General features: G+C 68.5%; 23 protein-coding genes, 1 tRNA gene and 1 pseudogene. 17 read left to right on the top strand and 8 right to left on the bottom strand.

The features are described from left to right. Positions 1–193: 193 nt before the first annotated feature. Together JOD67_RS25635 and JOD67_RS25630 are read right to left on the bottom strand one after the other, a co-directional pair. Positions 194–523, bottom strand: coding sequence for a LamG-like jellyroll fold domain-containing protein (locus JOD67_RS25635; protein WP_205123172.1), 330 nt, complete (start codon positions 521–523; stop codon positions 194–196). A 681-nt stretch (positions 524–1,204) separates the two neighbouring features. Next, positions 1,205–1,678 carry a hypothetical protein gene (locus JOD67_RS25630; RefSeq protein ID WP_205120245.1) on the bottom strand — a complete coding sequence of 158 codons (474 nt, stop codon included), beginning with the start codon at positions 1,676–1,678 and terminating at the stop codon, positions 1,205–1,207. A gap of 178 nt (positions 1,679–1,856) precedes the next feature. Between JOD67_RS25630 and JOD67_RS25625 the strand changes: the two genes are divergently transcribed. From JOD67_RS25625 to JOD67_RS25615, 3 genes are all read left to right on the top strand, one after another. Further along, positions 1,857–2,249: an STAS domain-containing protein gene (locus JOD67_RS25625; protein ID WP_307782548.1), complete on the top strand. Its 393-nt coding sequence runs from the start codon at positions 1,857–1,859 to the stop codon at positions 2,247–2,249. Positions 2,250–2,295: 46 nt separating this feature from the next. Then, complete coding sequence (locus tag JOD67_RS25620; RefSeq protein ID WP_205120243.1) at positions 2,296–2,877, top strand: TetR/AcrR family transcriptional regulator; 582 nt, start codon at positions 2,296–2,298, stop codon at positions 2,875–2,877. 154 nt (positions 2,878–3,031) lie between these two features. Then, entirely contained in the window at positions 3,032–3,355 is a 324-nt protein-coding gene (locus tag JOD67_RS25615; RefSeq protein WP_205120242.1) for a DUF1330 domain-containing protein, read from the top strand. A gap of 3 nt (positions 3,356–3,358) precedes the next feature. On the opposite strand, the gene JOD67_RS25610 is transcribed toward JOD67_RS25615, so the two are convergent. The 3 genes from JOD67_RS25610 to JOD67_RS25600 all read right to left on the bottom strand — a co-directional run bounded on the left by JOD67_RS25610 (position 3,359) and on the right by JOD67_RS25600 (position 5,477). Further along, positions 3,359–4,129 carry a hypothetical protein gene (locus JOD67_RS25610; RefSeq protein WP_205120241.1) on the bottom strand — a complete coding sequence of 257 codons (771 nt, stop codon included), beginning with the start codon at positions 4,127–4,129 and terminating at the stop codon, positions 3,359–3,361. Positions 4,130–4,206: 77 nt separating this feature from the next. Continuing rightward, positions 4,207–4,806 carry an Hcp family type VI secretion system effector gene (locus JOD67_RS25605; RefSeq protein ID WP_205120240.1) on the bottom strand — a complete coding sequence of 200 codons (600 nt, stop codon included), beginning with the start codon at positions 4,804–4,806 and terminating at the stop codon, positions 4,207–4,209. Between the two features lie 14 nt (positions 4,807–4,820). After that, positions 4,821–5,477 carry a type VI secretion system tube protein Hcp gene (locus JOD67_RS25600; RefSeq protein ID WP_205120239.1) on the bottom strand — a complete coding sequence of 219 codons (657 nt, stop codon included), beginning with the start codon at positions 5,475–5,477 and terminating at the stop codon, positions 4,821–4,823. Between the two features lie 350 nt (positions 5,478–5,827). Between JOD67_RS25600 and JOD67_RS25595 the strand changes: the two genes are divergently transcribed. From JOD67_RS25595 to JOD67_RS25560, 8 genes and pseudogenes are all read left to right on the top strand, one after another. Continuing rightward, a complete protein-coding gene (locus JOD67_RS25595) occupies positions 5,828–7,798 on the top strand; it encodes an ABC transporter substrate-binding protein (protein WP_205120238.1) in 1,971 nt (656 codons plus the stop codon). Between the two features lie 30 nt (positions 7,799–7,828). Beyond that, positions 7,829–8,821 (top strand): ABC transporter permease, encoded by a 993-nt coding sequence (locus JOD67_RS25590; protein ID WP_205120237.1) that lies wholly within the window; start codon positions 7,829–7,831, stop codon positions 8,819–8,821. Beyond that, a complete protein-coding gene (locus JOD67_RS25585) occupies positions 8,818–9,999 on the top strand; it encodes an ABC transporter permease (RefSeq protein ID WP_205120236.1) in 1,182 nt (393 codons plus the stop codon). Before JOD67_RS25590 ends, JOD67_RS25585 begins: the two co-directional genes overlap by 4 nt. Positions 10,000–10,007: 8 nt before the next feature. After that, complete coding sequence (locus JOD67_RS25580) at positions 10,008–11,141, top strand: ABC transporter ATP-binding protein (RefSeq protein WP_205120235.1); 1,134 nt, start codon at positions 10,008–10,010, stop codon at positions 11,139–11,141. Continuing rightward, a complete protein-coding gene (locus JOD67_RS25575) occupies positions 11,141–12,184 on the top strand; it encodes an ABC transporter ATP-binding protein (RefSeq protein WP_205120234.1) in 1,044 nt (347 codons plus the stop codon). Before JOD67_RS25580 ends, JOD67_RS25575 begins: the two co-directional genes overlap by 1 nt. Positions 12,185–12,240: 56 nt before the next feature. Further along, positions 12,241–13,044: an IclR family transcriptional regulator gene (locus tag JOD67_RS25570; RefSeq protein WP_307782547.1), complete on the top strand. Its 804-nt coding sequence runs from the start codon at positions 12,241–12,243 to the stop codon at positions 13,042–13,044. Between the two features lie 57 nt (positions 13,045–13,101). After that, on the top strand, positions 13,102–14,112 hold the full coding sequence (locus tag JOD67_RS25565; RefSeq protein WP_205120233.1) for an acyltransferase domain-containing protein: 1,011 nt from the start codon (positions 13,102–13,104) through the stop codon (positions 14,110–14,112). An 18-nt stretch (positions 14,113–14,130) separates the two neighbouring features. Continuing rightward, positions 14,131–14,400, top strand: a pseudogene (locus tag JOD67_RS25560) (hypothetical protein); the annotation flags it as partial. A 64-nt stretch (positions 14,401–14,464) separates the two neighbouring features. Here JOD67_RS25560 and JOD67_RS25555 read toward each other — a convergent pair. Continuing rightward, positions 14,465–15,211 carry a hypothetical protein gene (locus JOD67_RS25555; RefSeq protein WP_205120231.1) on the bottom strand — a complete coding sequence of 249 codons (747 nt, stop codon included), beginning with the start codon at positions 15,209–15,211 and terminating at the stop codon, positions 14,465–14,467. Positions 15,212–15,285: 74 nt separating this feature from the next. Here JOD67_RS25555 and aroH point away from each other — a divergent pair, with 74 nt between their 5' ends. The 6 genes from aroH (at position 15,286) to JOD67_RS25525 (ending at position 19,730) form a co-directional block, all read left to right on the top strand. Beyond that, positions 15,286–15,687 (top strand): chorismate mutase, encoded by a 402-nt coding sequence (aroH, locus tag JOD67_RS25550; RefSeq protein ID WP_205120230.1) that lies wholly within the window; start codon positions 15,286–15,288, stop codon positions 15,685–15,687. Beyond that, positions 15,684–16,766, top strand: a complete 1,083-nt coding sequence (locus JOD67_RS25545) for a prephenate dehydrogenase (RefSeq protein ID WP_205120229.1) — start codon at positions 15,684–15,686, stop codon at positions 16,764–16,766. Before aroH ends, JOD67_RS25545 begins: the two co-directional genes overlap by 4 nt. Positions 16,767–16,794: 28 nt before the next feature. Beyond that, complete coding sequence (gene cmk, locus JOD67_RS25540; protein ID WP_307782546.1) at positions 16,795–17,493, top strand: (d)CMP kinase; 699 nt, start codon at positions 16,795–16,797, stop codon at positions 17,491–17,493. Continuing rightward, positions 17,490–18,239 carry a lysophospholipid acyltransferase family protein gene (locus JOD67_RS25535; protein WP_205120228.1) on the top strand — a complete coding sequence of 250 codons (750 nt, stop codon included), beginning with the start codon at positions 17,490–17,492 and terminating at the stop codon, positions 18,237–18,239. Before cmk ends, JOD67_RS25535 begins: the two co-directional genes overlap by 4 nt. After that, a complete protein-coding gene (gene der, locus JOD67_RS25530; protein WP_205120227.1) occupies positions 18,236–19,606 on the top strand; it encodes a ribosome biogenesis GTPase Der in 1,371 nt (456 codons plus the stop codon). Before JOD67_RS25535 ends, der begins: the two co-directional genes overlap by 4 nt. Before the next feature lie 50 nt (positions 19,607–19,656). Beyond that, positions 19,657–19,730, top strand: a tRNA-Pro gene (locus tag JOD67_RS25525). A gap of 119 nt (positions 19,731–19,849) precedes the next feature. On the opposite strand, the gene JOD67_RS25520 is transcribed toward JOD67_RS25525, so the two are convergent. After that, positions 19,850–20,722: a phosphotransferase family protein gene (locus tag JOD67_RS25520; protein WP_205120226.1), complete on the bottom strand. Its 873-nt coding sequence runs from the start codon at positions 20,720–20,722 to the stop codon at positions 19,850–19,852. After that, a complete protein-coding gene (locus JOD67_RS25515) occupies positions 20,719–21,771 on the bottom strand; it encodes a LacI family DNA-binding transcriptional regulator (protein ID WP_205120225.1) in 1,053 nt (350 codons plus the stop codon). Before JOD67_RS25515 ends, JOD67_RS25520 begins: the two co-directional genes overlap by 4 nt. Positions 21,772–21,791 lie beyond the last annotated feature (20 nt).

Here is a 21,791-nt window from a genome sequence, read left to right as displayed (position 1 = left end):
GCCAACTGGGCGTATACGACCGGTACGGCTTCATGATCACGTACATGATCACGGCCGGGGCGCGCCGGTGCCGGGGCTAACGATCATGTTTACATGATCAGTGGCCACTTTACGCCGGGTAGACGCCAGGTAGAGGGGCCACTGGCCGTGTGAGGCGGCCATGGGCGTCGGCAGCCGGTCATGAACTCCCGAGCTAGAGCATGAACGACCGCACCGGCAAGGTGCGGTTGACGATGCGGACGTCGCCGAGCCAGCCGTAGAAGCTGCGCTCGATCACGCGGTCGTAGTGGTACGCCCCGAGCATCCAGAACTCGCTCGTCGTCCGCAGCCCGGGCGCCGGTGTCGACGGGTTCCGCAGCAGCTCCGAGCCGTCCACGTAGAGGATCGTGTGCCGTCCGTCGTTCACCACGGCCGCGTGCCACCAGGTCTCGCGCGGCAGCTCGTGGCCCCAGTTCGTCGAGATCGCGTCCCGGTTCGTCGCGTATGTCGCCCACTGCAGCGCGCCGCCCTCGTTGAGGTTCAGCGTCGCGAGCGGCTCGGCCGGGTCGTCGCCGTTCTGTCCGAGCCCGAGGTCGCGCCCCGGACCCCATCCGCGTGAGCAGCCCGCACCAGGCGTGGTTCCCGTCGAAGTCCGCGGGCAGCTTGAAGAACGCCTCGATCGTGTAGCCGCGCGCGAACGTCAGCCGGTTCAGCGGCGCGTCGTCGGCAGTCCGCAGGTACGAGCCGACGCCGCGCGCACCCAGGAACCGCAGGCTCGCGTGCGCAGGCTGCCCAGGCCGGTGGTCGGACGACCAGGTCAATGTCGAGGCGGCACTGCCCGGCAACGTCACCCGCCGCAGGTCGTTCCCCGACCCTGACAGGTCCCGCACCAGCACCGCCGAAGCGGGCCGCGGTGGCCGCGGCGGAACGGGGGCGAAGCCGGCGAATCGCGCGGAGAAGTCGAGCGGCACCGAGAAGGAGTCCTGCGGCCCCGGTCGCTCCAGTTCCACGCTCTCCAACGCGTTCCGCGCCCGCACCGACTGATCGAGGATCCACGGCGACAGCGTCCGTACGTCGATCGTGTCGCGCGCGAGATCGAACGAGTACAGCCGGACCATGCCCGCGCCGCCGTAGTACCGGTCCTGGTAGTCCCACAGCTGTTGACCAAACCCCGACCGCTCGGCGGTCCCGCTGTCCGCCACCACGAGCTCGTGTGTGGTGAGGATCACCGGCGTACGCGGATGCTCGGCCAGCACCGAACGAGCCCACTCCAACCCGCCGGGCGACGGCCGCCAGTCCATCGCGAGCACCATCCACTCGCGGCCCGCGGCGCGGAACAGGTGTAGCTGTTGTAGCCACCCGGCGAAGACCCCTGGAACGTGGGGGAGTGCGCGAACCGGTGCGGACCGAAGGTCTGCAGGTACGCCGAGTCGCCACGCTGATCATCAGTAGAGGAACGAACGAGGTGCTTGCCGGCGAGCACCGAGTACCCGAAGCGCTTGCGGTCCAGGACGTCGAAGACCTTGTCGATCGAGGCGAACTCGCTCGGCTGCCCGTTCTCGGTCAGATCGCGCAGGTGTGCGAGGAAACGATGTTCTGATCCGCCGCGGCGCCGAGCAATGCCGAGGCTCACCGCTCCGGCACCGGCAAGTCCGGTCGTGCGAAGAAACGCACGCCGGCTGGATCCTTCGTTCGCCATCGCTCGGAACCTAGGCCGTTTCGGCAGCCCAGATGGGGGATTGGCTACCCAACGTTGACCAAACCCGGCGTGAACAGTGATGTGATCTTCCGTTCATCCCCTGAAGTCAACGGCCACGTACCCTTTCCAGGCGGGCTAGACGCGAGTAACTTCACACCTGAGCACTCGGGTGGACCGCATGGTAAGGCGGATCGTCCAGCCGGAGGGGGCCCGAATGGGTTTTAAGGTCGCTGTGTCCGAGCGTCCCGAAGGGATGCTGGTCCAACCGGTGGGACGTTTGGTCGCCGGGACAGCCGGCCTGTTGCACGAACGAGTGTTGGCGATCTTGAGCAGATCCCCGCGCACCGTGATCCTCGCGATGGACCAGGTGCTCGAGCTCGACGCCGCCGGAACTTCCGCCCTCGTGGCGATCAACCGTCGCGCCGGCCTGATGGGCACGGACCTCCGTTTCGCCGAGCCACGCAACGAGATCGCTTTGCAGATCGAGAACGAGGGTCTCGACCGGGTGTTCTCGATGTACCCGACGATCGACGCCGCGCTGAAGACGGAGCAGGTACGCAAAGCAGGTTGAAGTCCGCCCTGGAGTAGCCTTGGCACTCGAAACATAGTGTCTCAAAGTGCCTTCGGGGGCGACGTTGTCGGACGAGGTGTCGGGCTGGCTGGCGGGAGTCGCCGAGACGCGGTGGACGGGTGAGGCCTCGCCCGCGCCGGCTTCGCCGGCTGAGCCGGAGCCCGCGCCGGTGGTCGAGGAGCGGCCCGCGACCGGCGTGGCGAGGCGCCGCCGGCGGTTGTCGGACACGGAGACCGCGGCCCGGATGCTGGCCGCCGGTGCGAAGTTGGTCGGGCGTACGGGGCTGACCGTGAGCCTGGAGCACCTGAGTCTCGAGGACCTGATCCACGCCGCCGGAGTGGCCCGCAGCGCGGTCTATCGGCGGTGGCCGTACAAGGATCTGTTCTTCGGCGACCTCCTCCGAGAGCTCGCCGCCTCGCTCTCCCTACCGGTCGAGCTCGACGCGGCCGCCCCACAGTGGCGTACGTACCTCGCGCTCCGCGCCACCGTCGCCGGCCTCCCCGACGACGCGTTGCGCTCAGAGCTGCGGAAGCTCCTCGCAGAGGTCGATCAGGAGTTCTTCGCGCAACTCCCCGGCGGCGAAGCCGAAGGTCTCGTCCTCCTCGGCCGCGCCCTCACCGGGCCGTGAAAGTTGCTCGCCGACGGCAGCATGCCTGAGCGGCAGCGGTGGATCGACACCTTCTGACTACGTCCTGGCGCATGACCTCCGAGGTAATCGACCGGATGACCCACAGGCCGCGAGAGTGGAGGCACCAAGCCAACCAAGCAGAAGGACAAAGAGCATGAAGGCCTACGGAGTCGCTCGCCTGCGCAACGTCCACCTGGGACCGGCGATCGTCGAGTACCTCGAGAAGATCGACGCGACCCTCGCCCCGTTCGGCGGCACGTTCATCATCCACGGCGACCGGCCGACCAAGGTGGAGGGGGACTGGGCCGGCGACCTCATCGTGATCGAGTTCCCCAACCGTCAAGCCGCGGTTGACTGGTACGAGTCGCCCGCCTACCAGGCGATTCTGAAGCTCCGCACCGAGAACTCCGACAGCGACGTGATCATCGTCGACGGCGTCGACGAGACCCACAAGGCCACCGACGTCCTCCAAGGCTGAGCCTCAACGGATCCGGCCGCCCTCAGTCACCAGCCACTCGCCGGTCTCCCAGTCGGTCGGGCCGTCGTCCACCCGGTAACACAGGTCGAAGCGGATGCCGAGGCCCGGCCAGGGGTGCCGGATCGCGACGACGCGGAAGATCGTCTCCAGCCCCGGGAACGTGGTGCCGAACGGCTCGGGAAACAACGTCTCCAGCTCCGCGCGGGTCAGGTCGGTGAAGAGCGCGAACTGCCATTCGGGCTGGGTCCGCCATTCGTCGTAGACCAGTTCGAACCGAGGCTCCCGGCCGACGACGAACGCGCGGATGTCGGAGGCGAGCTCGGCCTCGGTCGAGGGGAGGACGAACGGCCAGTCCTCGCCCGTCGGATAGCGGTAGGTCGTCGCGGCCGAGGTGATCGCGCCCAGCAGGTGCTCCCACTGCGCGGGCGAGGTCGTGCTCCGAGGCAGGTTCACGCCGGTGTGGTCGACCCGCCGGACGTGCCCGGCGAGGCGGCGGCGTACGTCCGCGAGCTCCAGCAACCCAGCGGAAGCGCCCGAGGACGAGACGCCGAACGTAACGCCAGTGGAGAGAGCGATCTCCGGCGTACGGACGTCGGCCAGCGAGAACTCCGTCACGGGAAGAGCGCCGGCCGGTGCCGGCGGTGTGAGCGTCAGGCGGTCGCCGGTGAACTCGCCGTACGGCACGTCGGCGAGCAAACCGCCGAGCTCGCCGAGCCAGGCACACGACTCCGGCGTCGCCGGCAACCGGAAGGCGATCGAGGTCAGACGGCCCATGGTCCAGCAACGTACCGAAAGCGAAGCCGCCGCCTCCAGCTCAAGGTGGCGGCGGCATCGCGCAATTTCAGACAGCGCTACTTACACACCTGGACGGTCGGCTCCTTGCTCCCGTCGGCCTTCTGAGCGGTGTAGCTCCAGCAGATCTTGGTGAACGAGAGCTTGACAAGCTCGGTCGGGACGTCGCCCTTCCACTGCGTGCTGACGCTCGTCACCTTCACGTTCGTCAGCGTGACGCGGTAGTACTCGAACGGCTGCGTGCCGGCCTTGGTGAACGCGAACGTCGCGGTCGGGAGCACCGTTCCCAGCGTCGCCGCCTTGACGAACGGCATCGACGAACGGTCCATCCGCTTGCTGAGCGCGATCGGCGCGGCGGCGGCTCCACAGGTCGTGACTCCCGCGCCGGTGACGTCGGTACGGAGCTTGTTGACCACGATCCAGCTCGGATACTTCGCGAGCGTGGAGTCGCCCTTGATGCCAGGCACGAACAGGTAGCCGTTGGCGCCCGTCCCGGTCGCCTCGAACGGGGCCACGTTCGGGCACGGGTCCGGTGCGGCGGCGACGGCATCGGGCGCGGCCTGGGCCGGCTGAGAACGCCAGGCGCTGGCGCCGACCACGACGCCGGCCGATCCGGTGAGCAGCGCGACCGCGATGACGGTGGCGAGAGTACGACGCATGGTTGCCGCCTTCCTTAGCACTTCGTCAGTGTCTTGACGTCGAAACAGAACTTGACCGCGCCCGTGCCGTTGACGTTCGGACGGACCTCCCACTCGTACCTCGTGGCGGTCACGCGCACCTGCTCGACGGGAGCGCCGGCCATCCACTGCAGGCTGTCGCTGACCACGACGACGTCGCTCAGCACCAGCCGGAGCGGCTCGTGCCCGTCCGTGTTGCGGCGCACGGCGATCTTGAGGGTCTTGCTGTGCGTGCCGACCGCGACCCGCTCGATGAGCTTGGGGGTGGCGATGTCGACGGGCTTGGTGAAGACGAGGTCCTCGAACCACGGCTTGCCCGTGCCTCCGCCCGCACCGCCGCCGGACGCGCCCGTCCCGCAGGCGATGCTCGAGACGGCCTTCGACTGCAGCTTGCTGATCTGGAAGTCGCCGACATGGCCGGCGAGCGTGACCGGACCCACGACGCCGTCGAGCTTGGCGAGCAGCTGGAAGCCGGACCCGCCGGCGGCGAACGGGAAGTCCGACTCGCACGGGACGCCAGGCGTCGCGACCGAGGGAACGGCGGCGTTCACCGGGGTGGGCCGCCAGCCACCCGAGCCGACGACCACGCCGGCCCCGCCGGCGAGGATCACCGCGGCCGCGAAGCCGGCGACCACGGACAGGGACTTGTGCATGATGCCTCCCAGAACGAGGGTTCGGCGGCATCGTGGCACCGGGACGTCCGATTGTGGGCAGATTGCCCGAAGATCAGTACCGACCGCGGGAAAGATACGTACTCGTACGTGTCCAGAGCCGAACGGGGTACGTCGAACGCCCGATGGCCATTCCCAAGACGCGGCAAAGGCACGCGCGCGAACTGACCTGGTTCGGCACAGATTACGCGGCCCACTGTTCATAGGGTCGGACGCGCGCTACTATCCGGAGAAAATCTCGTATCTCGTAGATGTATCTCGTTTCCCGGAGATTGCGGGACCGTGCAAGGGCGCACGGAGATGCCTCACCGGATAGCCCCTGGAGGCGGAGCATGTCCAAGTACTCGCGCAGGGATCTCATCAAGGTGGGCGGGGGCGCACTGGTGGGAGGAGCAGTCTTCAGCGGCTGCTCGTTCCTGGAGACCGATCCAGCGAAGAAGGGCGGCAACGCGCCGCCCGCGTCCACGGCGACGGACGCGAAGGAGTCGCCGATGCTGGCCGCACTGGTCAAGGCGGGCGAGCTCCCGCCGGTCCAGGAGCGCCTGCCGAAACAACCGATGGTCGTCAAGCCGCTCACCGAGCCTGGCGTGTACGGCGGCACGATGCAGCGGGCGCAGGTCGACCGCAACTTCTCCAGCAACCAGTACATGACCTGGGCTGGCCTGGTGGAGTGGACGGCGACCGTTCCCGCCGAGGTCGGTCCCGGCCTCGCGCACAAGTGGGAGGTCGAGGACGAGGGCAAGACGTACGTCTTCCACCTGCGCGACGGACTGAAGTGGTCGGACGGGCACCCGTTCACCACCGACGACCTGATGTACACCTACAACGACATCTACCTGAACAAGGAGATCAGCCCGGTCTTTCCGACCTGGTTGAGCTCCGGCGGCAAGCCGGCCAAGTTCGTCGCGGTCGACAAGCTGACGCTGCGCGTGGAGTTCGAGACGCCGCACAGCCTGCTGCTCAAGTTCCTCTGCTTCATGGGCACCTCGAGCGACCTGCTGCAGCCGAAGCACTACCTCGAGAAGTTCAACCCGAAGCACACCGACAAGGCCACCCTCGCCGCGGCGATGAAGAAGGCCAAGGTCACCAAGTGGCAGGACCTGTACGGGCAGCAGCGCAACATCTGGAACTACGCCGGCCTGCCGGTGCTCGGTCCCTGGATGATGGAGAAGCCGGCCGGCGCGGGCACCTCGGGCACGATCGCGCGCAACCCGTTCTACTGGAAGGTCGACGAGCAGGGGCGCCAGCTGCCGTACGTCGACCGCGCGATCTTCACGATCCTGCCCGCCGAGCCGCTCGGCCTGCGGGCTGCGAACGGCCAGATCGACCTCGCGGCGTGGGACATCCAGTCCGCCGTCATCCCGCAGCTGATGCAGAACGAGCCCACCAAGCCGTACCGCGTGCTGCGCTGGACGCCGGACGGCATGTTCGCCGCGATCAACCTCAACCAGAGCCACCCCGACGCGGTGCTGCGCACGCTGTTCCAGAAGGTCGACTTCCGCGCGGGCCTCAGCCACGCGATCAACCGGGACGAGATCAACCAGGCGCTGCTCGCCGGCCAGGGCCGGATCCAGCACCCCTGCGCGCAGCCCGAGGACCCGTACTTCGAAGAGGGCATGGGACAACGCTTCATCGAGTACGACGTGGCGAAGGCGAACGAGTACCTTGACAAGGCCGGCTTGACGGCGCGCGACAGCAACAACATGCGACTGCGCCCGGACGGCAAGCCGATGAAGTTGATCGCGACCACGTTCCTGGTCGGCGTCGGCGTCGACAACGTCGACATGCTCGAGTACGTGAAGCGCTACTGGGCCGCCGTCGGCATCGACCTGGCGATCAAGAACATCGCCCAGACTCTGTGGTACAGCTCGGTCGGCCAAGGGACACACGACATTCTCGTCTACCCGCCCGCTGGGTACCTGTGGGACATCGACTCGCTGTGGTACATCCCGACGAACGGGCTCACGTACTGGGCGCCGCGGTACGGCAACTGGTACGGCGATCCGAAGGGCCAGTTCTCGGCGAAGCCGGAAGGCGAGATCCGCCAGCTGCAGGTGCTGTACGACCAGCTGCTGCAGGCACCGGATGACGCCACCCGGATGGACCTCGGGCGCCAGATCCTCCGCCTGCACGACAAGAACGTGTGGATCATCGGGACGGTGCAGCCGCCGTTCAGCCCGGTCGTGGTGAGCGAAGACCTGGTCAACGTGCCGGAGAAGGGCGTGGCGAGCTTCCGTACGCACTACGAAGCCGCCATGAACCTGCCTCAGGTGTTCTTCAAGAACCCCGACAAGCACGCGTGACACCCGCACCTACATAGCAAGGAGCCGCCTATGGGTGCGTACATCCTGCGTCGACTCATCGCGATGATCCCGACGATCTTCCTGATCTCGTTGGTCGCGTTCCTCATCATCCAGCTGCCGCCGGGTGACTTCCTCGACACCGTCATCGCCAACATGCAGAAGGCCGGGCAGACAGTCCAGCCGGAGGCGGTCGCGGCGCTGCGCGAACGGTACGCGCTCGACCAGCCGCTGCTCGGTCAGTATCTGCACTGGTTCACCAGCATCATCACGCGCGGCGACTTCGGCTCGTCGATGCTGTACGGCCGGCCGGTGTGGGACCTGATCGCCGAGCGGATGCCGCTGACGCTGCTGCTCGGCATCTCCACGGTGCTGTTCGGCTGGATCGTGTCGCTGCCGGCCGGCATCTACTCGGCGGTGAAGAAGTACACCGTTCCCGACTACGTGATGACCGCGCTGGCGTTCCTCGGCATCGCGATCCCGGGCTTCCTGCTGGCGCTCACGGTCGCCTTCCTGCAGTTCAAGTACGGCGGGAAGGCGGTCGGCGGGATGTTCTCGCCCGAGTACGCCGAGGCGGACTGGAACCTCGGCAAGCTGCTCGACTTCCTCGACCATCTGTGGTTACCCGTGCTGGTGCTGTCGATCGGTGGCATCGGCGGAACGATCCGCATCCTGCGGGCCAACCTGCTCGACGAGCTGCGCAAGCCGTACGTCGTCACCGCTCGGTCCCGCGGGCTGTCCGAGCGCAGGCTGATCGCGAACTATCCCGTCCGCGTGGCCCTCAACCCGTTCATCGCCACGATCGGCTGGCTGATCCCGGCCCTCTTCGACGGCGAGGTGCTGGTCGCCACCGTTCTCGGACTCGAGACGACCGGGCCGTTGTTGCTGCGCTCATTGGAGAGCCAGGACATGTACCTCGCGGGCAGCATCATCTTCATCGCCTGCGTGCTGACCGTCATAGGCACGTTGATCTCAGACATCCTGCTGGCGTTGATCGACCCGCGGGTCCGGGCGGGAGTCATATGAGCGACCCGAACATCGCGCTGCACCGGTCGGCCGAGGAGGGACCGCCGGTCACCACGGAGGAGCATCCGCCGGTCCTGCAGAGCGGCGGCGACAAGGGCGACGAGATCAACTTCGCGCCGCAGTACAAGCTCGTGTGGTGGCGGTTCCGCAAGAACAAGCTCGCGGTCATCGGCCTGGTCCTGATGGCTGTCATCTACCTGCTCGCGATCTTCTGCGAGTTCCTCGCGCCGAAGGTGCAGGACTTCAACCGCGCCACGTACTCCTTCGCGCCGCCGCAGGGGCTGCACGTGGCCTGGGACGGCGGCCCGCACGTGTACGTCAACGACTGGATAGGCACGCCGAACGCGCAGCTGCTCACCCGCGACTACGTGGTCAACGAGGACAAGCGCATCTACCTGCGCTTCTTCGCCAAGGGCGATCCGTACGAGATGTGGGGGCTGTTCCGTTCCGACATCCACTTCTTCGGTCCCGTGCACGCCAACGACGCGGTGTACCTGTTCGGCGCGGACGAACAGGGCCGCGACCTGTTCAGCCGGATCATCTACGGCACCAGAATCTCCATGTCCGTCGGCCTGATCGGCGTGTTCTTAGGCCTGATCCTCGGCGTGATGCTCGGCGGCATCTCCGGCTACTTCGGGGGAACGACCGACACCCTGATCCAGCGCGGCATCGAGTTCTTCATGTCGATCCCGACGCTCCCGCTCTGGCTCGGCCTCGCGGCGGCGATCCCACCAGGGCTCGATCCAGTGAAGGGGTACTTCCTCATCACGCTGATCCTGTCGCTGATCAGCTGGACCGGGCTCGCCCGCGTCGTCCGGAGCCGGTTCATGCAGATCCGCGGGGAGGACTACGTGCTCGCCGCCGAGCTCGACGGCGTCCCGCGGATGCGCATCATCCGCCGGCACATGGTCCCGGCGTTCACCAGCCACATCATCGCGTCGCTGACGCTGTCGATCCCGGGCATGATCCTCGGCGAGACCGCGCTGTCGTTCCTCGGCTTCGGCCTGCAGGCGCCGGTCGTCTCGTGGGGGGTTTTGCTCAACGATGCACAAAACATCCGGGTGTTGTCGTTCGCACCTTGGTTACTCTTGCCAGGATTGGTCGTCGTGATCACGGTGATGGCCTTGAACTTCGTGGGTGACGGCATGCGCGACGCCGCCGACCCGTACGAAAGCTGAGGTGTCCGATGGCTGAACGGGTGGCTGAACAGGTGGAGGAGCCACCGCTGCTGGACGTGCGCGGCCTGAAGACGCACTTCCACCTCGACGAAGGACTCGTCCGAGCCGTCGACGGCGTCGACTTGGCCGTACGGCCTGGCGAAACCGTCTGCGTCGTGGGGGAGTCCGGCTGCGGCAAGAGCATCACCGCGCGGTCCATCCTGCAACTCGTCGAGGAGCCTGGCCGGATCGTCGAGGGCGAGGTGCTGCTGCGCATCGACGAGGACCACCAGCTGTTCCGCGAGCAGCACAAGTCGCGGCGCGACCGGGACGCGATCGCGGCCTATCGGGCGGCCGGTACCGGACAACTCGATCTCGCGCGCCTGGACCCGAAGGGCTCGGCGATCCGGCAGATCCGCGGCAAGGACGTCGCGATGATCTTCCAGGAGCCGATGGTGTCGCTGTCGCCGGTGCACACGATCGGGTACCAGATCGTCGAGAATATCCGTACCCACGAGAAGGTCGACAAGAAGGACGCGCGCGACCGCGCGATCGAGGAGCTGCGTCTGGTCGGCATCCCGCGGCCGGAGCAGCGGGTGGACGCGTACACGTTCGAGCTCTCCGGCGGCATGCGGCAGCGCGCGATGATCGCGATGGCGTTGGCCTGCCGGCCGCGGCTGCTGATCGCGGACGAGCCGACGACGGCTCTGGACGTGACGACGCAGGCGCAGATTCTCGAACTGCTGCAGGGCTTGCAGGAACAGCTCGGCATGGCGGTCATGTTCATCACCCACGACCTCGGCGTGGTCGCCGAGATCGCGGACCGGGTGACGGTGATGTACCTCGGCATCGTGGCGGAGGAGTGCGACGTCGACGACCTGTTCCACGACCCGCGGCACCCGTACACACGGGCGCTGCTCCGGTCGGTCCCGACGGTCGGGCCGCGGGCGCATCGGCGGCTCGCGACGATCCGCGGCATCGTTCCGCACCCGTACAACCGGCCCGCCGGCTGCCCGTTCCACGCGCGCTGTGACTCGGTGATGCCCGGCAAGTGCGACGTGATCGTGCCGCCGGTCGTCTCGGGCGCCGAACGAGCGGTGCGGTGCTTGCTGTACGACAAGCCCGACGACCTGCTTCCCGCGCCGACGACGAGGAGCGCCTGATGACCGCGACCCAGAGCGAGACGCTGCTGTCGATCAAGGGCCTCTCGATGCAGTTCAAGGCGAGCGGCGGACTGTTCAGCCGGAACAAGGTCACCGTGAACGCGGTGCAGGACGTCGACCTCACCGTCAAGCGGGGCGAGACGCTCGGCCTGGTGGGGGAGTCCGGCTGCGGCAAGACCACGCTCGGCCGCTGCATCCTGCGCGCGTACAAGCCGACGGCGGGCTCGATCGAGTACACCCGAGCCGACGGTTCTGTGGTCGATCTGGCGTCGTTGAGCCGTGGGGCTTTGCGGCCGTTCCGGCGGGAGATCCGTACGGTCTTCCAGGACCCGAACTCCTCGCTCAACCCGCGGATGACCGTGCTCCAGATCGTGGGGGAGCCGTTGCGCGTGAACGACCTCGCGTCGGGTGCGGAGCTGCGCGAGCGGGTGGCGGAGACGTTGCGGCTGGTGGGATTGCGGCCGGAGTACATGCGGCGCTATCCGCACGCGTTCTCGGGCGGTGAGCGGCAGCGGATCGGCATCGCGCGAGCGTTGGTGACGCGGCCGCGGCTGGTGGTCGCGGACGAGGCGGTGTCGGCGCTGGACGTGTCGATCCGGTCCCAGATCCTCAACCTGCTCGAGGATTTGCAGGAGCAGCTGGACCTCACCTACGTCTTCGTCTCGCACGACCTGTCGGTCATCCAGCACCTGTGCGACCGGGTCGCGGTGATGTACGTCGGGCGGCTGGTCGAGGAGGCGACGACCTCGGATCTGTACGACCGGCCGATGCACCCGTACACCGAGACGTTGATGCGGGCGCTGCCGCGACCCGACCCGCGGCTGCGCGGGCAGCGGGCGCGGGTGGCGCTGAAGGGCGAGGTGCCGGACCCGTCGAACCCGCCGCGCGGCTGTACGTTCCATCCGCGCTGCCCATATGTGCAGGACCGCTGCTCGGCCGACGAGCCGGTGCTGCACCTGCTCGAGGCGGCGGAGGGGCGGCCGCGGGCGTCGCGGTGCCACTACGCGGAGGAGTTGGATCTGGCCGGCGTGCTTGGCGTGTGAGGTACGGCCCGGGCGGCTACTCTACGAGATATCGTAAAAGGCGCTGAGGAGGACGTGTGGCTGCCAAGCAGATGGTCGCTGACGACAAGACGCGCGCCGCGTCGCCGTCGACCGACCGCGCCCTGACGGTGCTGGAGACGTTGATCGGCTCCGAGACGCCGTTGACGTTGACGTTGCTCGCCCAGACCGCGGGGGTGCCGTTGGCGACGTGTGCGTCGATCGTGCAGACGTTCGAGCAGCGCGGGTACGCCGAGCGCCAGGTGGTGGGGCGGTCGCACTTCTGGCAGCCGACGTTGCGTTTGTACGCGTTGGCCTCGAGCCTGATCCGCAAGCTCGACCCGGCCTCGGTGGCGCAGCCGCAGCTGCGGGCCTTGTCGGACAAGGTCGAGATGCCGGCGCACCTTGGGGCGCTGAACGCCTTGTCTGTCGTCTATGTGGCGAAGGCAGCGACGCCGGGGTTCGTGCAGTTCGACACGTTCATCGGCAAGGTCGCGCCGTACAACCTGACGGCGTTGGGGAAGGCGATCGCGGCTTACCTGCCGGAGGACGAGCTGAAGCCGCTGCTCGTCCGGCTGGCTGCCGGAGCAGGGCCGAACGCGAAGAAGCCCGAGGTGAAGACGTTCCTCGCCGATTTGGAGGAGACGCGCTCCCGGGGGTACGCGGTGGAGGACGAGGAGGAGCAGGCCGACATCAGTTGCGTCGCCGCGCCGGTGTTCGACGCCTCGGAACGGGTGCGCTACGCGGTGGGTGTGACGGGCTTCTCCCAGAAGCTGATGGGCGACAACCTCCCCGGAGTGATCTCCGCCGTGCTTTCCACAGCGGCCGCCATCTCCCGCGAACTGGGGTCCACGGGCCGGTAGGTTTCTGATCAGCGAAGGTTGATCGGCACGGGGCAGGCTTGGGATCGAGGGTGAGGCATGGAGCGCGCGGCGGTGGCGGCGTTTCTGGAGGCGGCGGCGGAGGGCGAGGAGTCGGAGCCCTACTCGGCATGGCTGGACGACCTGGAGAAGGCCGGCCCACCCACGCCCGAGGTCGCTCCGCCGTCTGGCCAGGAGTTCGACGACCTCATCCCCAGGCTCGGCATCCACGAGGACGACGCGCTCGACCTGGCCGAGACGCGGCCGACCCCCACGGACGACCCCGAGCTCTGGTGGCTGCTCCAACGCGTCCATACCGCGATCACCACCAACCTCGGCGACCTCAACTTCGACTGGCGCCGCGACCCCCATCTCCCCAAGGCACTCGGCGCGAAGGGCCGCTTCTTCTACGCCCACGTCCTCCTCGCCTCCGTCCCCAAGATCCGCGCCTGGCACCAGCAGCGCGGCATCCCCGACGACATCAGCTGGGCCACGCTCAGGGACCTCGGCCGGCAGATCGCGATCTACCGCCGCATCCACGGCGTCGGCGGGATGGACGTGCAGTTCTGGTTCACGCTGCACTTCCGCGGCCTCATCTACGACTTCGGCAGGCTCCAGCTCAACCGCGGCGTGATCAGCTACACCGAGCTGCAGATCGAGCAGGCCAAAGCCCCGTTCAAGAAGGGCGACCCCGCGCTCGGCGTCCACATCCCCGAGGCCGGCGCGATGACCCCGCAGGCCTGCGACGAGTCGATCCGACTGGCCAAGGAGTTCTACGCGACGTACTTCCCGGAGGAGCAGTACAGGTACGCCGTCTGCTCGTCCTGGCTGCTCGACCCGCAGCTCGCCGACTACCTGCCCGAGGACTCCAACATCGTCCGCTTCCTGCGCCGCTTCACGCTGGTGCCGAACGGCTACAACGGCGACAAGGACGTGTTCCAGTTCGTCTTCCGGAAGGTCGACCCGGTCCTCGACGAGCTGCCCCAGCGCACCACCCTCGAGCGGGCGATCGTGCAGCACCTCAAGGCAGGCAAGCGCTGGGAGATCCGTACGGGCTGGTTCGCGTTGTAGGCCGGGGCCTCGCGATCCGTCCTCGGCGAACGACTGTGGACCAAAGAGGACCGCGCCACGTTCCCGCCGGAGTTCCGTTCCCGGGCGACGAACGTGGCACTGGGCTTCCAGCTCGTCGGCCTCGTCCCGCTGGTCTACGGCCTCGTCGTCCTCGACGCGATCGCCGTCGTCACGGGAACAGTCATCGTGCAGCTCGCCGCGTCCAGTGATGCGTCGTGGTCGCCTTACCTGGCCAGTGGCCGCTCTACCTGGCGTACACCCCACGTAAAGCGGCCAATGACCATGTAAACATGATCATTGGCCCCAGAGCTGGGGCGGACCGGTCGAACCACCGCCGGACGAAAGATCGAGGCTAGCGTTCCGGCAGCGCCTTGCAGTCGGCCTCGTCCGGCAGCAAGGGCCGGAACGCGACGCCGTACGGGATGTCCGCGTCGAGCCAGACCGCGCCCGGCTTGGCGGCGCGGGCGACCTGTTCGACCTTGCCCATCGTCGGTGCCGAGTACACCGTGCAGAACGCCGTGCCGCGCGCCTCGCCGTGCAGGGTCCCGAACGTCCAGACCCGCCCCGGCGAGGGCGCGTCGTCGGCAGCGGCGAGAACGGCGAGCTTGCTGTGCACGTACAGCTTCGCGCTCCCGCTCTTCGCGTACGCGTGCAGAGCCTCCTGCAGCTCCTTGAACTCGCGGTCGTCGTCCGGCCCGTACCGGCTCGTCCCGGTGTCCTTGCCGGTGTCCAGCGTCAGCAGGAAGATCGGCGTGTCCGGCCCGAGGTCGGTGTCCGGGTTCCGGTTGTCCATCGCGCCGGCGTCCTCGGCCTTCTTCACCAGCTGCAGCACGCGTTCCTGCGGCAGCCGGAGCTGGCGGACGTTCGGCAGCGCGCCGGAGTACGAGCCGGCATCCATCACGATCGCGCGGCCGTCGCCGTACAGCGAGAACGTCGGCACGATCGCGGCTGGCTCACCGGGCTTCGCGAGACCCTGCAGCTCCACAAGCCGGAGGATCAGCGTGTTCGGGTCGGTGGGGAGCTTCCGGGGGCCGCCAGCACCGCAACCGCTCAGCACCACCGCCAGCGCGACGGCGATCGCCACGAGGATCCTCTTCACCCGGAGCAGTCTCTCGTATCCCCGTTGAGGCCCACGGTTAGGGTTGATCACGGAAGCCAAGGCGAGGAGGAACGGTGCCGGTCCGGGCAGTACGAGGCGCGACCCAGCTGGACGTCGACGAGCGCGAGCACCTGCTGGAGCGCGTGGAGGAGCTCGTCAAGGAGGTCCTGCACAGCAACACGCTGACCAACGACGACCTGATCAGCATCGTGTTCACCGCGACGTCCGATCTGCATTCGGAGTTCCCGGCGTATGCCGCGCGGCAGATGGGCATGACCGACGTTCCGCTGTTGTGTGCGCGCGAGCTGGAGATCGAGGGCTCGATGCCGCGCGTGATCCGGCTGATGGCGCACGTGGAGACCGAACGTTCCCGCGACGACGTCGTGCACGTCTACCTGCACGGCGCCGCGGGGCTGCGCCGCGACCTCGCCCACGTGTACGCGCAGGCCGACGACGAGAACGGCAAACAGACATGAGCGAGGGCCTGTTTCGCCGCGTGCTCGTGATCGGCACGGGCTTGATGGGGACCTCGACCGCCCTTGCCCTGCACCGGTCCGGTGCCGAGGTGCTGCTCGAAGACCTCGACGCCGGCAACCTGCGCGTCGCGGTGTCGCTCGGCGCCGGCACCCCGTTCAGCGGAGCGAGCCCCGACCCGGAGCCCGACCTGGTCGTCGTCGGCGTACCCCCGGCGGTGCTCGGCAACGTCGTCGCGGACGCGCTGGAACGGTTCCCGACCAGCCCCGTCACCGACGTGGGCAGCGTGAAGGCGGCGGCGCTCGCCGACGTCGAACGCCTCGCGCCCGACGCGGTCGAGCGGTACGTCGGCAGCCACCCGATGGCCGGCAGTGAACAGTCCGGACCGCTCGCCGCGCGCGCCGACATCTTCGACGGCCGTGCCTGGGCGATCACGCCGCACCCGCGCAGCCGCGACGACGCCATCGCCGTGGTCGAGCAGCTGGCTAGGACATGCGGCGCGTTCCCCGTACGCCTCTCGCCGTCCGAGCACGACGAGGCGGTCGCGCTGGTGTCGCACGTTCCGCAGGTCGCGGCCTCGGTCGTCGCGGGGCTGCTCACGACCGCGGCGGAGGGGCACCTGATGCTCGCCGGCCAGGGCATCCGCGACGTGACGAGGATTGCCGCGGGCGACCCAAAGCTGTGGACCCAGATCCTGTCCGCGAACGCGACGCCGGTCGCACGCCTGCTGCACGAGGCCGCGTCCGATCTGCAGCGGTTCGCGCTGACGCTGGAGAAGCTCGAGCCGGAGGAGCTGCGGGACGCGCTGGAGCGGGGCGGTACGGGCGTTCGCCGGCTGCCCGGCAAGCACGGCGCGCGGCAGGAGTCGTTCACGTCGATCCCGGTGCTGCTGCAGGACCAGCCGGGAGAGCTGGCGCGGCTGTTCGCCGACGTCGGTGGCGCGGGCGTCAACATCGAGGACGTCCGCATGGACCACAGCCCCGGCACGCCTGCCGGTCTGGTCGAGCTGGCGGTCCACGACGACGCCGTTCCCGCGTTGCTCGCCGCCCTGGAGCGGCACGGATGGACCGTCCACGGGTAATCTCCCGTAGACGACTAGGGGAGGTCTGGTGGAGCAGGTACGGCGGCTTGGGATGGTCGTGGCCATCGATGGACCGGCCGGCTCCGGCAAGTCGAGCGCCTCGCGCGGCGTCGCGGAGCGGCTTCGGCTGCGCTACCTGGACACCGGCGCGATGTACCGCGCGATGACCTGGTGGATGCTGCAGCACGACGTGGACCTCGGCGACGCCGAGGAGATCGCGTCGCACGCCTGGGAGCCGAAGATCCGTGTCGGCACCGACCCGACCGGGCCGACGATCACCCTCGACGGCGAGGACGTGTCCGGCCCGATCCGTTCCCGCGAGGTGACGAACGCGGTGAGCGCGGTGAGCGCGGTGCCGCTGATCCGCCAGGTGCTCGTGGAACAGCAACAGGACGTGATCGACGACGGCGCGATCGTCGTCGAGGGGCGGGACATCGGCACGGTCGTCGCGCCGCACGCTGAGGTGAAGATCTTCCTCACCGCCGATCCGGTGGAGCGGGCACGGCGCCGTACGTCCGAGGGGCTCGCCGGCGAGGCCGTGTCGGCCGACGCGAACCAGGCGGAGATGGCCCGGCGCGACCTGTTCGACTCGACGAAGGGCGCGTTCGCGCAGGCGCTGGACGCGGTCGTCGTCGACACCACGGAGCTCTCGCTCGACGAGGTGATCGACCAGATCTGCCGGCTGACGGTCTCGCGGGCCCGGATCGAGCCGGAGGAGTACGCGTGACCGCGTTCGTCGTTCCTCCGTACTGGAGCGGCGCCGACGGGCCGCCGCGGCGGGGCGCTCGGGTGCTGCGGCCGCTCGCGACCGCGCTGGTGCGGGCGATGTGGGACGTTCGCGTGTACGACCGGCACCACGTGCCGACCGGCGGTCCGGTGATCCTGGCGGCGAACCACACGGGGTTCCTGGACGGGCCGCTGGTGTACGCGGTCGCCGCGCGGCCGGTGCACGCGCTGATCAAGCGGGAGATGTTCCGGGGCGCGGTCGGATCGGTGCTGCGGAAGGTCGGGCAGATCTCGGTCGACCGTTCCGTCGTCGACGCCGGGGCGGTCAAGTCGATGTTGGCAGTGCTCGACCGCGGCGACACGCTGGCGATCTACCCGGAGGGCACGCGCGGGGCCGGCGACTTCGCCGAGATCAAGTCCGGCGTGGCCTATCTGGGGCTGTGTACGGGGGCGCCGATCGTCCCGGTCGCGATCCTCGGCACCCGTGTGCCCGGAAGGTCGGTAGGCTCGATCCCGTCGGTGCGTTCGCGGCTCGACGTGGTGTTCGGCCCGGCGCTGTCCATCGACCCGGTGCCGTGGCCGCGGCGGCGACATGTCGTACGCGAGCATGCGATGGCCGTTCGTACCAAGCTGGTCGAACACCTCCGGCACGCGTGCGCTCTGACCGGCCGCTCGTTGCCGGGGCCGGTGGCCTCGCCCGAGCTGGAGCCGGGACCGGTAGTGACGCGTGAAGGAGAGAAGTCGTGAGCGACGAGGAGCTGTACGACGACCTCGTCGACTCCGACGACGATGTCATCGAGGACGTACCCGTGGTGGCCGTCGTCGGGCGGCCGAACGTCGGGAAGTCGACCCTGGTCAACCGCATCATCGGGCGCCGCGAGGCGGTCGTGGAGGACCGGCCAGGCGTGACGCGGGACCGGGTTGCGTACGACGCGAACTGGAACGGGCGCCGCTTCACCGTCGTCGACACCGGCGGCTGGGACCCAGACGCGCGTGGGTTTGCCGCGCGGGTGGCTGCGCAGGCGGAGCTGGCCGTGGGCGCGGCGGACGTGGTGTTGTTCGTCCTGGACGTGACGGTCGGGATGACCGACGTCGACGAGGCGGTCGTCAAGATCCTGCAGCGGTCGGGCAAGCCCGTACTCGTCGCGGCGAACAAGGTGGACGACCAGCGCGGCGAGACCGCCGCGTCGGAGCTGTGGTCGCTGGGGCTGGGGCAGCCGCACCCGGTGTCCGCCATCCACGGGCGCGGGTCGGGCGACCTGCTGGACGCTTTGTTGGCCGTGCTGCCCTCGGCGCCGCCGGACCGCGAGCCCGTGTCGGAAGGGCCCCACCGGGTGGCGCTGGTGGGCAAGCCGAACGTCGGGAAGTCGTCGCTGCTGAACAAGCTCGCGGGCTCTGAGCGAGTCGTCGTGGACTCGGTGGCGGGAACGACCGTCGACCCGGTGGACGAACTGGTCGAGCTGGGCGGCTCGACCTGGCGCTTCATCGACACGGCGGGCATTCGGCGCCGGGTCCGCGAGGCCTCGGGGCACGAGTACTACGCGTCCCTGCGTACGGCCGCCGCGATCTCCCGCGCCGAGGTGGCTGTGGTCCTGTTGGACGCCTCGGAGCCGATGTCGGAACAGGACCTGCGGATCATCTCCCAGGTCGTCGAGTCCGGCCGGGCGCTGGTGATGGCGTTCAACAAGTGGGACCTGCTCGACGAGGACCGGCGCCTGCGGCTGGAGAAGGAGCTGGACCGGCAGCTCGTCCGGGTGACGTGGGCGCCGCGGGTGAACATCTCGGCTTCCACCGGTCGCCACATGGACCGCCTGGTGCCCGCGATCGAGACCGCGCTGGAGGGCTGGACGACCCGGGTCTCGACGGCCCAGCTCAACGCCTTCCTCGGCCGTTTGGTGGCCTCGCACCCGCACCCCGTACGAGGGGGGAAGCAGCCGCGGATCCTGTTCGGGACGCAACCCCAGACCTCGCCGCCGAAGTTCCTGCTCTTCACGACCGGCTTCCTCGAAGCCGGCTACCGCCGCTACATCGAGCGCAGGTTGCGGGAAGAGTTCGGCTTCGTGGGCTCGCCCATCGAGATCTCGCTCCGGGAGAGGCAGCGCCGCAAGCGCTAATCCCGCTGGACCCCCAGGTAGGACCCTGCGGTAGCCTGTCCGAGCGACAACGGGCTGTGGCGCAGTTTGGTAGCGTACTTGACTGGGGGTCAAGGGGTCGTGGGTTCAAATCCCGCCAGCCCGACGTGCTCTGGGGGACCCTGTCCGCGGAAAGCGCGGACCGGGGTCGCCCGTTCCACACCGGGGGGCCGAGCCCCCCGGACCCCCCACGGTGCTGCATGTTTCCCGCCCCGGTGGTTGGGGCTAGTGAGCCGCTAGCGCGGCTTGGATCTCGTTCCTCTTCAACATTTCTACGCACCAGGCGAAGTGGCCGTCTTTGCCTGAGGGGCTGAAAGAGTTGGCTGTTGCCAAGGCGTACGCCGCTCGGTAGATCGCCCTGCGGTGGGGGTCGGGTACATCTAGGGCTTTGTCGAGGGTGGCTTCGGTGTTTGCTGCTTGAGGGCCGTACATGTCGAAGATGCTGGCAGTGATGGCTGCGTCGAAGGCTGGGTCTCCGACGGCTGTCAGGAAGCCGAAGTCGAGGACTGCTACCGGATTGCCTGCCGTGTCTACATGGATGTTCATGGGGATCAGGTCGCCGTGGACCAACGCTGGCTGAGGTTCGGGGAGGGCTTCCAGGTGGGCGATGCAGGACGCGGTGAGGGCGTCGAGGTCTGGCACTGCGGCGGTGAGGGGCTTATGGAAGCGAGCTACTCGGCGTTCGACCAGGCGGGCCAGCGAGTAGGCGAAGGGCTCTGTTCCGAAGGGGGTTTCGCCTTCCAGGATGGGGAGGACGCCCATCTCTGGGGTTGGCGACACTGCGGCCAGCGCGGCGAGGACGGACGTCACGGCTGAGACTGCCGCGGGGGTCGGGTCGTGGGTCAGCGGGACTCCGGGGAGGCGGGCTTCGATGGTTGCCCACTTCCCGTCCACCTCTGCGATCGAGTGGATCGATGGCGTGGCGAACGGCAGGCCGGCGGCTCCCACTGCTGTGTAGAAGCGTTGCAGGGTGGAGAGTTCGGCGGCTGAGCGGCGGTGCCACACCTTGGCTACGAGGTCGGGGCCGAGGGCTATGACCGTTCCCTCCATGCCCGACCCGATGACCTCGCCCGAGCGGAGGGCAGCGGCGAGTGTCACCGGGAACGGCCCGCGGTCGACTCGCGCACGATCAGGTCGTGCCGCACCTGGACGACCTGGGGGTCCGCCATACTGCCGGCCAGTCGCCGGACGATCAGGTCCACCGCGGCCGAGGCGATCGCGGCCTTGTCCGGCGCGATCGTGCTGATCGTCGGCACCGAGATCTGCGTCTGCGCGATGTTGTCGAACCCCACCACCGCCACGTCCTCCGGCACCCGCAGCCCCGCCTCGTAGACGGCCCGCACAGCCCCAAGAGCCAGCAGGTCCGTGAAGCAGAACACAGCATCCGGCGGCGACGACGAAGCCAACAACCCAGCCATCGCCGCGGAGCCGTCCGACGAACGCCGCGCGCCCGCTGCCACCACCAGCGAAGGGTCGTACGGCAAGCCCGCGGCCTCAAGCGCCGACCGGTAGCCCGACAGGCGGAGTGCTGCGTGCTCCTGTTCGTCGTCGTAGCCAGGAGGTAGGCCAATGGCTGCAATGCGTCGTCGGCCGAGCGAGAGCAGGCAAGCGGTCGCATCCGCCCCCGCCGCGACGTTGTCGATCAGTACGTGATCAACAGGCAGTCCCAAAATATGCTCACCCAACAACACGACCGGACCCCGCGCAGAAGACGACAACAGCGACGACAGCTGCGACCGACCGATTCCCTGCGGGGAGAAGATCACGCCGTCCGCCAGCCGCGGCGCGATCCCCGTCAGCAGGTCGACCTCCCGGTCCCGTACGCCGCTCGTCTCGTCGATCAGCACGGTGTACCCCTGCACGCGCGCCGCCGTCACGATCTGGCTGGTCAGCTCGGCGAAGAACGGCACCTCGAGGTTCGGCACCGCCACTGCCAAGATGCCCGACCGGCCGCTGCGCAGCGACCGCGCGTTCAGGTCCGGGCGATAGTCGAGCTCGTCGATCGCCCGCAGCACCCGCGCGCGCGTCGGCTCCGCGACGAAGATCTGGCCATGCAGAACGTTCGACACGGTCTTGCTCGAGACCTGCGCCAACGCGGCGACGTCCTTGATGCTCGGGCGTCGCGGCGGCCGAGCGACGCCTGACATGCCACCTCCGAAGTCGTCCC

It is taken from the genome of Tenggerimyces flavus (genome assembly GCF_016907715.1).
In the GTDB taxonomy this organism is placed as follows: domain Bacteria; phylum Actinomycetota; class Actinomycetes; order Propionibacteriales; family Actinopolymorphaceae; genus Tenggerimyces; species Tenggerimyces flavus.
This window is presented reverse-complemented; position numbering and strand designations above follow the sequence as displayed.

Excerpts from the sequence above, each read along its gene's own strand:
- JOD67_RS25630 (WP_205120245.1), bottom strand. The coding sequence starts at position 1,678 with ATGGCGAACGAAGGATCCAGCCGGCGTGCGTTTCTTCGCACGACCGGA.
- JOD67_RS25625 (WP_307782548.1), top strand. The coding sequence starts at position 1,857 with ATGGTAAGGCGGATCGTCCAGCCGGAGGGGGCCCGAATGGGTTTTAAG.
- JOD67_RS25615 (WP_205120242.1), top strand. The coding sequence starts at position 3,032 with ATGAAGGCCTACGGAGTCGCTCGCCTGCGCAACGTCCACCTGGGACCG.
- JOD67_RS25610 (WP_205120241.1), bottom strand. The coding sequence starts at position 4,129 with ATGGGCCGTCTGACCTCGATCGCCTTCCGGTTGCCGGCGACGCCGGAG.
- JOD67_RS25605 (WP_205120240.1), bottom strand. The coding sequence starts at position 4,806 with ATGCGTCGTACTCTCGCCACCGTCATCGCGGTCGCGCTGCTCACCGGA.
- JOD67_RS25600 (WP_205120239.1), bottom strand. The coding sequence starts at position 5,477 with ATGCACAAGTCCCTGTCCGTGGTCGCCGGCTTCGCGGCCGCGGTGATC.
- JOD67_RS25595 (WP_205120238.1), top strand. The coding sequence starts at position 5,828 with ATGTCCAAGTACTCGCGCAGGGATCTCATCAAGGTGGGCGGGGGCGCA.
- JOD67_RS25590 (WP_205120237.1), top strand. The coding sequence starts at position 7,829 with ATGGGTGCGTACATCCTGCGTCGACTCATCGCGATGATCCCGACGATC.
- JOD67_RS25585 (WP_205120236.1), top strand. The coding sequence starts at position 8,818 with ATGAGCGACCCGAACATCGCGCTGCACCGGTCGGCCGAGGAGGGACCG.
- JOD67_RS25580 (WP_205120235.1), top strand. The coding sequence starts at position 10,008 with ATGGCTGAACGGGTGGCTGAACAGGTGGAGGAGCCACCGCTGCTGGAC.
- JOD67_RS25575 (WP_205120234.1), top strand. The coding sequence starts at position 11,141 with ATGACCGCGACCCAGAGCGAGACGCTGCTGTCGATCAAGGGCCTCTCG.
- JOD67_RS25565 (WP_205120233.1), top strand. The coding sequence starts at position 13,102 with ATGGAGCGCGCGGCGGTGGCGGCGTTTCTGGAGGCGGCGGCGGAGGGC.
- JOD67_RS25545 (WP_205120229.1), top strand. The coding sequence starts at position 15,684 with ATGAGCGAGGGCCTGTTTCGCCGCGTGCTCGTGATCGGCACGGGCTTG.
- JOD67_RS25515 (WP_205120225.1), bottom strand. The coding sequence starts at position 21,771 with ATGTCAGGCGTCGCTCGGCCGCCGCGACGCCCGAGCATCAAGGACGTC.